We start from the raw sequence: 13,659 nt of genomic DNA, 5'->3' as shown, positions 1-13,659 counted from the left end.
GGATAGGCTTCTGTCTTTGAATCAAGATCTTGGCGGGGCTTCGCCCCGGACCCCACCAGGAGGAAGGGCGCAGCCCTTCCCCCTGGACCCCCTTCCCAGTCTTTTAATAGTTTTTTTTGGGGCTTTGCCCCGGACCCCAACTTCCAAACGGTCTTTTTTATGTCTGATTTGTTGACTACCGACCTTTGCATCATCGGCGCCGGAGCGGGCGGCCTCTCCGTCGCTGCGGGCGCCAGTCAAATGGGGGCCGCCACCCTCCTCATCGAACGCCACCACATGGGCGGCGATTGCCTGAACACGGGGTGTGTCCCCTCCAAGGCCCTCCTGGCCGCCGCCCATGCGGCACACACCATCCGCTCTGCCCACCGTTTTGGCATCACGACCCAACCTCCCCTCATCGACATGGAGCGCGTTCATGCCCATGTGCATGGTGTCATTGCCGCCATTGCACCCCACGATTCGGTCGAACGTTTCACCGGCCTGGGGGTCAAGGTGATCCCATCCACCGGCCAATTCATCGGACCCCGAGAGCTGCTGGCCGGCGCCACCCGCATCCGGGCCCGGCGCTTTGTCATCGCCACCGGGAGCCGCCCTCGCATCCCGGCCATTTCCGGCCTGGCCACCACGCCGTTTTTCACCAACGAAACCCTTTTTGCCAACCGGGAGCCCCTGCCGCATCTGCTGATTCTGGGGGGCGGTCCTATCGGTCTGGAGATGGCGCAGGCGCACCGGCGTCTGGGATCGCAGGTGACCGTGGTGGAACAAGCAACCCTCCTCCCCCGCGAGGAGCCGGAGTTGGTCGCCACCCTCAGGGATGCCTTGCTGGCGGAAGGTGTGGCGCTGCATGTGGGCGCCACCGTGCAACAAGTGGAGCATGCCGCCTCGGGCATCACCCTGCTGACACAAACCAGCACCGGCGAAAAGGTGCGCATCACCGGCACCCATCTGTTGGTAGCCACGGGCCGCTCCCCCAACCTGGAGGATATCAACCTGGATGCGGCGGGCGTGGCGTTTACCCCGGCTGGCATCACGGTGGATGACCGTTTGCGGACCAGCAACCATCGCATTTTTGCGCTGGGTGATGTGACCGGTCCCTATCTGTTCACCCACATGGCCAGTTATCAGGCCGGTATCGTCCTGCGCAATGCGTTGTTCCGCCTGCCCGCCAGAGTGGATTATCGGGTTGTGCCCCGGATCACCTATACCGATCCCGAGTTGGCGCAGGTGGGGTTGACGGAAAAGGCCGCCCGGGAGAGGGGTGGACCGATTCGAGTGTTGACCAAACCCTTTGCCGAAAACGACCGCGCCCGCGCCGAGGGAAAGACCATGGGTCTGATCAAGGTGGTGACAGGCCGACGTGGCCACATTCTTGGGGCTGGTCTTGTCGGGCCGCAGGCCGGTGAGTTGTTGGCACCGTGGATATTGGCCATCCAAAAGGGTTTGCGGATTGGAGACATGGCAGGGTGTCTTTTGCCTTATCCCACCCTGGGAGAGATAGGCAAAGGAGTGGCGGGGAGTTATTTTACGCAGACGCTTTTTTCCAATAAGACCAGAGGGTTGGTAAAGCTGCTGGCCATGTTTGGCTAAAAAAAACGATTGAAAAAAATTCAAGGACCGAACCATCTCTTCAACCCCTTTTTTCCAAATCTTCCAGGATGGTTGCCACCCGGTCCGGGGTGATTTGCCGCAAACAATCCAGATGACCTAGAGGACACCGCCGACGCCAACATGGCGAACAAGACAGACGAAGAGAGAGTATCTGCGCCTTCTCCCCCAAGGGTGGCGTGTGGTCGGGATCCGAGGAACCAAAAAGAGCCAGCACAGGCACATCCAGGGATGCAGCCACGTGCATAAGCCCCGAATCGTTGGTCACCACGGCCCGGGCCTGCGCCATCAGGTCGATCGCCTCGCCCAGTTGCGTGCTCCCGGCCAGATTGATCACCCCCTCCCCCCCCTGGGCGGCAATCCGCTCCCCAAGCAGCATCTCCTTGCCGGATCCCAAAACCCAAACTTGCCAACCACGCTGCACCTGCCGGCGGGCCAGAAGGGCAAAATGCTCGACCGGCCACTGCTTGGCCGGACCATACTCGGCCCCCGGACAAAGAACCAAAACCGGCGCCCGGGTGTCGAGCAACCTTGGCCATTTTCCGGATAAACAAGGATCAGCCGGCTCGGCCCGCAAGGATGGCACAGGCACAGAAACAGGCAAATCCTCCCCGGGATCCAAACCCAGGGCCACAAAACGATCCACGGTGCGCGGCAGACGCGACCGATCCAGTGGACGGATATCGTTGAGCAACCCCCAGCGCCATTCGCCCAAAAAGCCGGTGCGGCGGGGAATTCCGGCCCAATAAGGCACCAGGGCCGATTTCAAGGAGTTGGGCAACAAAATGGCCTGACCATAACCCCGCTCCCGCAACCGGCAACCCAGACGATAGCGCACACCCAACCCCAAGACACCATGCCCGACAGGCAACTCCAGGGCATGCCGCACCTCCGGCATGCGTGCCAGCAGGGGATGGCTCCAAAGCGGCGCAAGTACATCCAGGGCCACCCCGGGACGGCACATGGCAAGCATCTTGAACAAGGATTGCGCCAGGACCATATCCCCCACCCAGGATGGACCTATGACCAGCAAAGGCCGGGACATGATGGTCATGGCGTGGTGAACAGTGACCCACCGGCAAAGATGGCCAACCTGACACCTTGGCCAATAACCTCGAAAGAGGGTCTGTGTCCAGATAAATCCATGCAGGCGCGCACCAGGGAGAGAAAGCCAACACCCCGCGCCTCCATAAGGAACTGTCCATAATTAACTTGGACAATTACCTGAAATGAAATAATTCCATTCTCCATGAAAAGATGCCATTGTGAGATTGACTGATTCCATTTCCTCATTGGAAATTTTGATTCCTTTTGGATAGATGTCCGTATCCAACTCTGCCTTGATTTTGAGCCCGGCATCGGTCGTGGTATTCCCGATAAGGTTAACAATGACCTCGTGGTTTGTCAGAGGCTTCCCACGCCAGTTCATGGTGATATGGCAGAACATTCTGTGTTCGATTTTGTTCCACTTGCTGGTTCCAGGAGGAAAATGGCAAACGTAAATTCGCAGTCCGGTTTCGTTGGCCAAGTTCTGTAGTGCCACCTTCCAAAGCCGGACCCGGTAGCCGTTACTTCCTCCGCAATCCGCAGTGATCAACACTTCGGTGGCAGCGGGGTACATCATTGATCCCATCTCGTACCACCATCTCCGGATGGTTTCTACAGCAAATTCAGCGGTATCGTGGTCGGCGCCAACACTGACCAAGCCCACATTTTCTGTCTGATCATAAACGCCATACGGATTGACCTTACCCAACTCCTTGTCAGCAAAATCATGAACTCGAACCGCCTCTGGCTGCCCCTTGGGGTTCCACTCTTGACCCCCGTTTTTGAAATCACCAACCAACTCCTTTTTGTAACTATTCAGCACCCGACCACGAATCGGGGTCCAGGGGGCTGGCTCCCTGGCAGGTCCAGGACAGAGTCCTGGTGGGGTTCGGGGCGAAGCCCTGACAAAGGCTTTCATATCCAGGCTTTTTTTGAAAGGGTGCTGAATAGTTACTCCTTTTTTTTGGTATCAACCGAAATCACGGGCTGATTTCGTTTCTGAAAATCCACGACCTGCTTGTTGATGTACTCGAACTGGGAATTTCGATCTGGATGCCCGGAACCCTCTCGTTTCTTTTGGTTCGCTTGGAGGCTGTAACCCAGAACTGCCAATAAATCAGCAACTTTCTGTTGGCCCACAACATGCCCCTGATTCCCAAGGGCAAACGCAAGCTGACGTACACTCTTGCATGTCCATCGCAGAGGTGATTCCGGGTCACCACGGGTCACAGGATCAACCAATCGTTCGAGGTCAGCCAATAAAGTCGGGTCGTTGTCAGTGATTGGCTTACGTCCACCACCTGGAGAGCGGACTCGTTTCGACAGTGTTTGGTTCCCCTGTTCAGATTTGGTAGTCGCCAATTCATGTAAGCCCTGGTGGTAACTATTCAGCACCCGACCACGAATCGGGGTCCAGGGGGCTGGCTCCCTGGCAGGTCCAGGACAGAGTCCTGGTGGGGTTCGGGGCGAAGCCCTGACAAAGGCTTTCATATCCAGGCTTTTTTTGAAAGGGTGCTGAATAGTTACCCCTGGTGAATTGTAGATCGGGAAATACCGGTGACCCTGGAGACACACGAAACTCCCCCTCGACCCATTGCATCAGCCTCGGCAGCCGCCCACAACCGACGGCCCCTTTCATCCAAAACAGGTTTCAGCGATTCATACTTTTCGCGTACAGCATGGTCTGTATATTCGATCATGCCTCCAGGTTATCATAAACTCATAATTTGTCCAAGTTAATTATGGACAGTTCCTAAGACGGTCGTTATCAAAAAGGCTGTTCTCAAATATATGGGGAATGATGACTACGCCACCCCATCCACCTTGATGGGATTGCTTCTGCACAATACCAAGTATATCGGAAAGCCTCTTATTGGATTTTACGGGTTGACCATTCTGAATCCGTGGCATACCAACACCACATTCAGTAAGCATGTGATCAATATGATCCAAATTTGTGTCAGGCGCAAAAAGACAAAGTACGAGTATACCTTTACCCACATCAGTTTCAAATTCAAACCCGGGAAAAACAGTGACTCGATGCCCACGAGTTTTCTCAATCTCATCAAAGGCGTCTTTGAGGTATGGAATAAAATCTTTACTTAAAAATTGATGATCTGTTATGCCAATAACTTCTAAACCTTCATGGCAACAGGCCTCAGCGAATTCTCTTGCGGCTCTGGGCTCTTGCCCGGGGGTCATGGGATCTCCAACCCAGTATTTTGAGTCCGCAGGCGTATGGAGGTGCAAATCGCACTTGAACCAACGCATACCCTGGTATGCACTCATGGCTGTCTTCCCTGGTCACAGTTTCCCGTGCCGCTGCCACGGCGCATGATCACTCTTCCCGTAAACGGGCCACATATTCGCGCAATCCCTCCCGGAGCGAGGTGAAGGGCTTGTCGTAACCCGCCCGCCGCAAACGGGTGATGTCGGCTTCGGTAAAGTTTTGGTACTTTTCCCGCAGACCATCAGGCATGGGTTTGTATTTGAGCTCCCCCTGACCCATGATGTCGATCAGGGTGTGGACGATCTCGTTGAAACTGCTGCTTTGTCCGGTCCCGACATTGAAAGTGCCCTGCACGGGAACCCCATCGGCCAAAAACAGATTGACATCGACGACATCGCGCACGTAGATGAAATCGCGCCGCTGTTCACCGTCCCCATAACCTCCGGTACCCTGGAACAGCCAAGTGACGTGATCATCCCGAAGCTGCCGATAACTCTGGTAAACCATGGAGGCCATGCGCCCCTTGTGCTCCTCCCGCGGACCATAGACGTTGAAATAACGCAACCCGGCAACCGTACTCTCCACATCGGCCAGACGCCGTTCCACGTAGCGATCAAACAACAACTTGGAATACCCGTAAATGTTCAGGGGATCCTCGCTGGAGCGCTCCTCGGTAAAGCGCGTGCCGTTGCCGTAGGTGGCGGCGCTGGAGGCGTAGACAAAGGGTATCTCCCGCTCCACGGCAAAGTGGAAAAGAAGTTTGGAATAGGCAAAATTGTTGTCCATCATGTAGCGGCCATCATACTCCATCGTGTCGGAGCAGGCCCCCTGATGGAAAATGCCCCGGATACGGGCATGATCGAAACGTCCCTTTTCGATCTGGTCACGAAAATCACGCTTGTCGAGAAAATCGGCAAATTCCAGGTCGACCAGATTGTGAAACTTGGCGCTCTTTTCCAGGTTATCCACCACCAGGATGTCGCTCTCGCCGCGCAGATTCAATCCTTCGACGATGTTGGCCCCAATGAAGCCGGCCCCGCCGGTCACGATATACATGCACTATCCTCCCGATGCAGTGGAACGGTCCGGGCCGGTCCGAATCCCGGCCACGATGCGGCTGGTACTGATCCCCTCCACGAGGGGAACCAGGGCCACCTGCCCCCCCCAGGCCTGCACCTCCCTGGCGCCGACGACACGCTCTTCGGTGTAATCAGCCCCTTTGGCCAATATGTCCGGCTGTATGGCCTGAATCAGGTGCAAAGGGGTGTCGGCATCGAACAGCACCACCGCATCGACAGCGGCCAGCGCAGCCAAAACCCGCGCCCGGTCCTGCTCACGAATCAAGGGGCGTTGGGGCCCTTTCAAGGCGCGGACGGATCGATCCGTGTTGAGGCCGACGATCAAGCGTTGCCCCAGGCGGCGCGCCTGTTCCAGATAGGTGACATGACCGGCATGGAGCAGATCGAAACAACCATTGGTGAAAACAATCCGCTCCCCGTGCGCACGCCAGGTACAGGCCAAGGCCACGATCTCATCCAGGGAGAGGAGCTTTTCCGCCTGCTCCCTGTCGGCGCCCCCGGTCACCAAGGCCTGCAACTCCTCACGATTGATGGGGGTGGTGCCCACCTTGCCCACCACGATGCCCGCCGCCAGATTGGCCAGGTGCAACGCATCCAGACGGGAAAGACCCACCGCCAGACCTGCCGCCAGGGTGGCGATGACCGTATCCCCGGCGCCGGAAACGTCAAACACCTCCCGCGCCGTGGCAGGAAGGTGCCGGGGCAGGGCATCCGCCTCCAGCAGGGCAATGCCATTTTCGCTCAACGTGACGGCCAAAAACGCCACATCCAGACGGCGGCGCAACCGCTCCCCCGCCGCCAGAAGCGGTCCCAGCTCATGGGTCTCCATGCCAACAGCGGCCCCCAACTCCGACCGGTTGGGCGAGAGGGCCGTGACACCCTGATATTTGTCGTACACCACCCCCTTCGGATCGGCCAGGACGGGAATCCCTCTCCCCCGGGCCATGGCGATGACCGCACGACAAAACGCAGCGGAGAGCAGACCTTTGGCATAGTCGGAAAGAATGACCACCACCGGCGGGTCGCTGTCCTCCAGTTGTCGCTGTATGGCGGTCAGCAGCTCCGTCTGCATGGCATCGGACAGATCGAGGGGTTCTTCCCGGTCCAGACGCAGCATCTGCTGGTGTCCACCCACCACCCGCGTTTTGGTGATGGTGGGCCACCCGGCCACCTCCAGAACCAGACGCGCATCAACCCCGGCCTGCTCCAGGGTCTGCCGCACATGCTGGCCATTCTTGTCTCGCCCCACCAACCCAGCCATGCGGGGACGCAGGCCCAGGCGGGCGAGATTCATGGCCACATTCGCCGCTCCACCGGCGCCCTCGCTCTCCCGAACCAAGCGCACCACCGGTACCGGCGCCTCGGGGGAGATCCGCTGCACCTGCCCCCAAAGGTAGCGGTCCAGCATCAAATCCCCGATCACAAGGACGGCATGCCGGTCAAAACCCGTGCTCAACACCTGCAAAATCTGGTCGCGGTTTTGGAACAAGGCCGGATCACTCCATGACCGAGGCTTCCACCCAGTCGCACAGAAGATGCCCCAGCAAAATATGTCCCTCCTGGATGCGCGCCGTGACGCGGGCCGGCACGGTCAGGCATAGATCGACCGCATCCCGCAACCGCCCTCCCTCATGACCGGAAAATCCGATGGTGAACGCACCCAGACTCCGGGCGGTCGCCACACCCGCTAAAATGTTGGGGCTGTTGCCGGAGGTGGAGATGCCGATCACCACATCACCCGGACGATACAACGCCTCCACCTGCCGGGCAAATATGGTGTCAAAGCCATAATCATTCCCCAAAGCGGTCAGGATCGAGGTGTCCGTGGTCAGCGCAACAGACGCCAGGGCGCGCCGCTCGCGGCTGAAACGCCCCACAAGCTCGGCGGCCAGGTGCTGACTGTCGGCGGCACTGCCCCCATTACCCATCCAAAGAATTTTGCCACCCCCCCGCACCGCCCGGGTCATCTCCCCAGCCGCCCGGGTCAGTTGGGGCAGCAAACCGCGCAACCCCTGAATCATGGCCAAGTGTTCATCGACGGCGCGATTGAAATCGATCAACTCCAAACCTCCCCTGAATGTACCTGCTCAGCACCCAGCAAAAAAACGCTGCACGGCTACCCATTTTGGTAACGACTCACCACCCGGCCACGAATTCGGGGTCCAGGGGGTTGGCTCCCTGGCAGATCCAGGACAGTGTCCTGGTGGGGTTCGGGGCGAAACCCTGATAAAAGCTTTCATATCCAAGCTTTTCTTGAAAGGGTGGTGAATAGTTACCCATTTTGTAGAAAATTTTCGACAAAGGCCGGCAGATCGGCAAAGGCAGGCACGTCGGGACGCCGCAAAACAGTGATCTCCCCTTTGCCGGTACGCACCAGGGCCGCACGACAACCGGCGGCTTCCGCTGCCTGGATGTCCCGTTCCGCATCACCGACCATCCAGGTTTGAGAAGGATCGAACCCCCACTCCTGTTGCGCCCGCAGAATGAGGCCAGGCGCCGGCTTGCGACAAGCACACCGATCCTCGTTGCGATGGGCGCAAAGGTAGAATTGTGTAATCTCTCCACCGGCTTCGGCAATTTCCGCTGCCAGGCGGGCATGGATCGCCTCCAGGGTCGCCGGCGTCACCAACCCCTTGCCGACACAGGCCTGGTTGGTCACCACCAAAGTGGCAACGCCCGCCTCACGCAAACGACGCATGGCCTCGCCAACGCCAGAGATGAGCCGCAACTGGGCAACAGTCTGAATATAATCAGGACGGTCATGGTTGAGGACACCATCCCGATCCAGGAGAAGAACGCGCGAACTCCCTTTCATGCCATCACTCCCTTGACCATCCCCCTCCCGGCGCCTCCACCCTGAACATATCCTTGCTTTCCACCCCCTAAAAAGGGTTAATACTACGAACCCGCCGATCGGACAATCCCTTTGCTTGCGAGAAAGTGGTTTTGCCATGTCCGTGACCACACGATGGCCACATAGAATCGTGCGCTTTCAAGTATTTGCCATGATGATCCTGCTCGGATGGCCGCCGGCGTTTTCCTGGGCGGAACCTGCCACTGGCGGCGCCGTGTCAGGCGAGCGCCTGGAGTTCAACGTGCATTGGGAGGGCGTTCCGGCTGGACGCGCCTCCCTGACCTATGAAACGACCGGCGATCCTGCCCAATACACCATCAAGGCCGATCTGGCTTCCATCGGGCCGGTGGATTGGATCTACGGTATTCGCGACATCCTGACCGCCCAGGGGACGCACCAGGAGATGGGCCTGCTCACGGTCAACTACACCAAAGTGCAGAGTAAAGGAAACAAGCAACGCCACGCCGAATACACCTTCCAGCGCGCCGGCAATCAGGTCACTTTGCAACGCAACGACGACCCGCCCAAAGTGATCGACAACGTTGCCAACCTGAGCAACGATCCCCTGACCGCCTTCTATCAGTTGCGCCGCATGCCCAACCTGAAAAATGTCACCGAGAAAATTCAGGTACCCGTCGTCGACAGTGACCGCTGGTACATGGCAGAAGTGACAACCTCTCCAACCGACAAGCTCTTTACCCCGCTGGGATGGTTTCAGGCCTTTCCGCTCCACCCCCTTGTGCAAAGCTCGGAGTTGTTCCGCCAACAGGGTAATCTGACGGTCTGGGTGACCGACGACGCACGCCACATGCCCTTGCGGGTCGAAACGAAAGTCCGGATCGGCGCAGTCACGGCAGACCTGATCGGTTACGTGGATGGCCGGGGCGAGACCCGTTCCCTCCACAACCCTTGATCGGTTGCAGCCGCCCTGGCGGCAAAGTAACGAAACCCTTGCAGGAAAAGCTTGGATATGAAAGCCTTTGTCAGGGCTTCGCCCCGAACCCCACCAGGACGCTGTCCTGGACCTGCCAGGGAGCCAGCCCCCTGGACCCCGATTCCTGGTTGCCCATGATCAAGATTACGGCCATCATACCGGCCCGCTATGCCTCCACACGACTCCCTGGCAAGCCTCTGGCCGTTATGGCCGGCAAGCCCATGATCCAACATGTCTACGAGCGCACCGCCCTGGCCCGCGTGGATCGTGTCCTGGTCGCCACCGACGATGAGCGAATCCGTGCCGCCGTCCTGGCCTTTGGTGGCGATGTAGTGATGACCTCCCCCTCCCACCCATCGGGAACCGACCGGATCGCCGAAGCCGCACGGGGCATGCAGGTCGACGTGATCGTCAACGTCCAGGGAGATGAACCTCTCCTGCATCCCCACATGCTCGATCAACTCCTGGAACCCATGCGCCAAGACCCCACCATCCCCATGGGAACCCTGGCCCACCCCCTCGCAGATGCCACAGACCTCCTCTCCCCGGATGTGGTCAAGGTGGTGTGCAACCGGCAGGGCTTTGCCCTCTACTTCTCCCGGGCGCCCATCCCCCTGGCCAGGGAACCACATGATGGCACAATAGGGGCGTTGCGCCACATCGGCCTGTATGCCTACCGGGCCGACTTTTTACAGCAGTTCGCCCGGCTGCAACCCACCCCCCTGGAAAAGATGGAAAAGCTTGAACAACTCCGCGCCCTCGAACACGGCCACGCCATACGTGTTGCCGTGACCGACCATGCGGCCACGGGGGTGGATACCCCGGCGGATCTCGATAAGGTCAGAAAGCTGCTGGAATCCGTTCCATAACCGTACATTGCCCCTCCATGCGTGCGCAGGGGATCAATTTGGAATCGGGGTCCAGGGGGCTGGCTCCCTTGCGGGTCAAGGGCAGCGCCCTTGCGGGGTCCGGGGCAGCGCCCCGTTTTGTTTTTGTACGCCCCCCTTCTCCCAGGCCTTTTTTGCGCTGTTGGCAAAAAAGGCCCAAGGGGCGGGCCTTGGTCTGCCTTCTGGCGCGTCTTTTTGCGCCAGCATGAAAGCCTTTGTCAGAGCTTCGCCCCGAACCCCACCAAAACTCCGTCCAAGGCCCTGCCAGGGAGCCATCCCCTGGACCTCGATGCGTGGCCGGGTGGTGAACAGTGACGTAAAAAAATGGGCCTCGGCATGCCATTCTCGATGCGATTGCCCTGCGCGTTTATCAAATTTTTATTACAGCAGACAAGGTTTTTATTGCAGCAGACGCAGTCAAGGAGCTACAACTGAGAGAAGGGGTGATGGAGGTCGCTTTTGTCAGAATGGGGCCAAATTTCGGATCTTGATGGATCAAGTGTGCATCGGCATGGCACAGACCAATCCAGGCACGGGGCAAAAGGAAGAGATCATGACCCGCAAAACGGAAGAGGCGCTGACTCGCCAGAATGCCCGTTACCAGACGTTGTTACGGACCGCCAGCGATGGCATTTTCGTTCTGGACGCAACAGGCAACCTGGTGGAGTTCAGCGATGCGTTTTCTCGGATGCTCGGCTACTCCCATGAGGAAACCGCCCGGCTCAACGTCAAGGATTGGTATGCCCATATTCCGCAAACACAACTGACCGAGATGCTCCAAACGCTGATCCAGAAGCCATCCACCTTCGAAACACGATATCGCCGCAAGAATGGATCGGTTTTCGATGTGGAGATCAGTGCCAAGGGAGTCGAATGGGATGGAAAACATTACCTTTACGCTTCGGCCCGCGATATCACCAAGCGCAAGCGCACTGAAAAGTTGTTGACGCAAAGCGAGGAACGTTTCCGCACCATCCTGGATTACACGTTCGATTGGGAATACTGGATCGATCCGGAAGGCCGAATAATCTTCACCTCGCCATCGTGCGCACCCATCACGGGATATACCCCCGACCAATTCATGAATGACCCCGGGTTGTTGACGCGGATCGTTCATCCTGATGATCGGAACATGTTTCTGGAGCACCAGGAGCCCCGGATGGAGTTGGCGGAGCGAAGCCTGGATTTTCGTATCGTCCGTCTGGATGGCACACTCCGCTGGATTGCCCATGGCTGCCGTCCAGTCCATGGGAGCGATGGAGAGTTTCTCGGCAACCGGGCCAGCAACCGGGACATAACCGATAGAAAAAACATGGAGGTGGAACTCCTCCAGGCCAAAACAGACGCCGAGGCTGCCAACCAGGCAAAGAGCGACTTCCTGGCCAACATGAGCCACGAGATCCGCACCCCCATGAACGCCATACTGGGCATGGCAGATCTGCTATGGGAGAGCCCACTGCAACCCGAACAACGACGGTTCGTCCAGGTGTTCCGTTCCGCTGGCGAAAATCTGCTGGGAATCATCAATGACATTCTGGACCTCTCCAAGATCGAGGCCGGGCGTCTGAACCTGGAGCACATTCCGTTCAATCTTGCCGATGAAATCAAGGTGGTGTGCGACATCATGGCACAACGGGCCTCGGCCAAGGGGTTGCAGTTGACCCACCACATCGCGCCGGAGGTGCCTGAATGGCTCGAAGGAGACCCCACCCGGTTGCGGCAGATTTTCCTCAATCTCCTGAGCAACGCCGTAAAGTTTACCCAACGGGGAACGGTACGCTTTGCCTGCGCAAGGAGTTCGGCCACCTTGCCAAGGTCCGAACCGGTGCTGGTCTCCTTCTGTGTGGAGGATACAGGGATCGGCATCCCCGAGGAGCGCCTGCCTGCGATTTTTGAAAATTTCGTCCAGGTGGACCCCACCATCACCCGCCGCTTTGGTGGTACCGGTCTGGGGCTGGCTATCGTCAAACGACTCGTGGATGGCATGGGGGGAGATATCCGTGTCGAGAGCCGATCCGGTGGCGGTACGACATTCCATATCCATATTCCCTTTGCCCTCACCCAGCCGACCGCCGCCGGGCCACTCCCCGATCTGAGCGGAAAACGGATCCTGGTGGTGGATGATACGCCAGCCAACTGCCTGGTGTTCCGGGAATATCTGGAAATGATGGGCGCGGCAGTCCATGAAGCCTGCGATGGTCACACCGCTTTGAACATGATGAAATGGGCACTGGCGCAGCAAAATCCCTACAGTCTGATGATGCTGGATGTACGCATGCCAGACATGGATGGTTTCCAATTGCTCGAATGTTGGCAAGCCACTGGGCATTCCGGTCTGCCCATCCTGATGGTCACATCCGCGCACCAGGATAGCCATCTACAGCGTTTCCAAGAAATGGGTGTGCGGCATCGCCTGATCAAGCCGGTCCGGCAGGCCGGCCTGGTGCGCGTCATCAAGCAGGTCTTTCCGGCAACCAACACTCCGGTCGAATTTGCCGGTTCCCCTGGCACAACTCCACATGATGTCAGACAACCGTATCGTATTCTTCTGGTGGATGACTCCGATGACAATCGGTTGTTGGTCGAAACCTACTTGAAAAACGATGCCTATATGCTGCGGACAGCCCCAAATGGCTTGGCCGCCCTGGATACGATGGGCAAACATCCCTTTGATCTGGTTCTCATGGATGTGCAGATGCCCATCATGGATGGCCATGCCGCCACCCGCGCCTGGCGGCGCAAGGAGGAACAAGATGGATTGCCAAGGCTGCCCATCATTGCCCTGACCGCCTATGCCCTACAGGAAGACATTACCCAAAGCCTGGAAGCCGGGTGCGACGCCCACATGGCCAAACCCATCAAGAAAAAAACCTTGCTGGAGATGATCCAGCGCCACGCCAGACCACAGCAAACATTCAGCATCCTTCCAAAAAAAACTTGATATAGATCAACTGCCATGATCGCTTTCTGGAATTGGGGTCCAGGGGGCTGGCTCCCTGGCGGGTCAAGGGCAGAACCCTTGC

General features: G+C 58.1%; 11 protein-coding genes and 1 pseudogene. 4 read left to right on the top strand and 8 right to left on the bottom strand.

The genetic code is table 11. The features are described 5' to 3' along the window. The first annotated feature begins 159 nt into the window (after positions 1-159). Positions 160-1,587 carry an FAD-dependent oxidoreductase gene (locus tag HQL63_14350; protein ID MBF0178008.1) on the top strand — a complete coding sequence of 476 codons (1,428 nt, stop codon included), beginning with the start codon at positions 160-162 and terminating at the stop codon, positions 1,585-1,587. Between the two features lie 40 nt (positions 1,588-1,627). On the opposite strand, the gene waaF is transcribed toward HQL63_14350, so the two are convergent. The 8 genes and pseudogenes from waaF to HQL63_14310 form a co-directional block, all read right to left on the bottom strand. Further along, positions 1,628-2,659 carry a lipopolysaccharide heptosyltransferase II gene (gene waaF, locus HQL63_14345; GenBank protein ID MBF0178007.1) on the bottom strand — a complete coding sequence of 344 codons (1,032 nt, stop codon included), beginning with the start codon at positions 2,657-2,659 and terminating at the stop codon, positions 1,628-1,630. Positions 2,660-2,812: 153 nt separating this feature from the next. Continuing rightward, a pseudogene (locus HQL63_14340) lies at positions 2,813-3,472 on the bottom strand (ISAzo13 family transposase). Between the two features lie 131 nt (positions 3,473-3,603). Next, positions 3,604-4,014: a hypothetical protein gene (locus HQL63_14335; GenBank protein ID MBF0178006.1), complete on the bottom strand. Its 411-nt coding sequence runs from the start codon at positions 4,012-4,014 to the stop codon at positions 3,604-3,606. Between the two features lie 378 nt (positions 4,015-4,392). Next, complete coding sequence (locus HQL63_14330) at positions 4,393-4,941, bottom strand: hypothetical protein (protein ID MBF0178005.1); 549 nt, start codon at positions 4,939-4,941, stop codon at positions 4,393-4,395. Positions 4,942-4,990: 49 nt separating this feature from the next. Beyond that, positions 4,991-5,938 (bottom strand): ADP-glyceromanno-heptose 6-epimerase, encoded by a 948-nt coding sequence (gene rfaD / locus HQL63_14325; GenBank protein MBF0178004.1) that lies wholly within the window; start codon positions 5,936-5,938, stop codon positions 4,991-4,993. Positions 5,939-5,941: 3 nt separating this feature from the next. Then, positions 5,942-7,450 (bottom strand): bifunctional D-glycero-beta-D-manno-heptose-7-phosphate kinase/D-glycero-beta-D-manno-heptose 1-phosphate adenylyltransferase HldE, encoded by a 1,509-nt coding sequence (gene hldE / locus HQL63_14320; protein MBF0178003.1) that lies wholly within the window; start codon positions 7,448-7,450, stop codon positions 5,942-5,944. Positions 7,451-7,457: 7 nt separating this feature from the next. Then, positions 7,458-7,982 carry a D-sedoheptulose 7-phosphate isomerase gene (locus HQL63_14315; GenBank protein MBF0178002.1) on the bottom strand — a complete coding sequence of 175 codons (525 nt, stop codon included), beginning with the start codon at positions 7,980-7,982 and terminating at the stop codon, positions 7,458-7,460. A gap of 251 nt (positions 7,983-8,233) precedes the next feature. Next, on the bottom strand, positions 8,234-8,776 hold the full coding sequence (locus HQL63_14310) for an HAD-IIIA family hydrolase (GenBank protein ID MBF0178001.1): 543 nt from the start codon (positions 8,774-8,776) through the stop codon (positions 8,234-8,236). Between the two features lie 136 nt (positions 8,777-8,912). Here HQL63_14310 and HQL63_14305 point away from each other — a divergent pair, with 136 nt between their 5' ends. From HQL63_14305 to HQL63_14295, 3 genes are all read left to right on the top strand, one after another. Next, positions 8,913-9,728: a DUF3108 domain-containing protein gene (locus tag HQL63_14305; protein ID MBF0178000.1), complete on the top strand. Its 816-nt coding sequence runs from the start codon at positions 8,913-8,915 to the stop codon at positions 9,726-9,728. A 158-nt stretch (positions 9,729-9,886) separates the two neighbouring features. Further along, positions 9,887-10,618: a 3-deoxy-manno-octulosonate cytidylyltransferase gene (gene kdsB, locus HQL63_14300; GenBank protein MBF0177999.1), complete on the top strand. Its 732-nt coding sequence runs from the start codon at positions 9,887-9,889 to the stop codon at positions 10,616-10,618. Positions 10,619-11,189: 571 nt separating this feature from the next. Beyond that, complete coding sequence (locus HQL63_14295) at positions 11,190-13,577, top strand: response regulator (GenBank protein ID MBF0177998.1); 2,388 nt, start codon at positions 11,190-11,192, stop codon at positions 13,575-13,577. Positions 13,578-13,659 lie beyond the last annotated feature (82 nt).

The organism is Magnetococcales bacterium (genome assembly GCA_015231175.1).
Taxonomy (GTDB): domain Bacteria; phylum Pseudomonadota; class Magnetococcia; order Magnetococcales; family DC0425bin3; genus HA3dbin3.
Note: the sequence above shows the minus strand (reverse complement) of the source record. Positions and strands in the feature narration are given on the sequence as shown.

Bases quoted from the DNA above. Each gene is read 5' to 3' on its own strand.
- HQL63_14295 (MBF0177998.1), top strand. From the start codon at position 11,190: ATGACCCGCAAAACGGAAGAGGCGCTGACTCGCCAGAATGCCCGTTAC.
- waaF (MBF0178007.1), bottom strand. From the start codon at position 2,659: ATGACCATCATGTCCCGGCCTTTGCTGGTCATAGGTCCATCCTGGGTG.
- HQL63_14305 (MBF0178000.1), top strand. From the start codon at position 8,913: ATGTCCGTGACCACACGATGGCCACATAGAATCGTGCGCTTTCAAGTA.
- rfaD (MBF0178004.1), bottom strand. From the start codon at position 5,938: ATGTATATCGTGACCGGCGGGGCCGGCTTCATTGGGGCCAACATCGTC.
- HQL63_14310 (MBF0178001.1), bottom strand. From the start codon at position 8,776: ATGAAAGGGAGTTCGCGCGTTCTTCTCCTGGATCGGGATGGTGTCCTC.
- HQL63_14315 (MBF0178002.1), bottom strand. From the start codon at position 7,982: ATGATTCAGGGGTTGCGCGGTTTGCTGCCCCAACTGACCCGGGCGGCT.
- HQL63_14330 (MBF0178005.1), bottom strand. From the start codon at position 4,941: ATGAGTGCATACCAGGGTATGCGTTGGTTCAAGTGCGATTTGCACCTC.
- HQL63_14350 (MBF0178008.1), top strand. From the start codon at position 160: ATGTCTGATTTGTTGACTACCGACCTTTGCATCATCGGCGCCGGAGCG.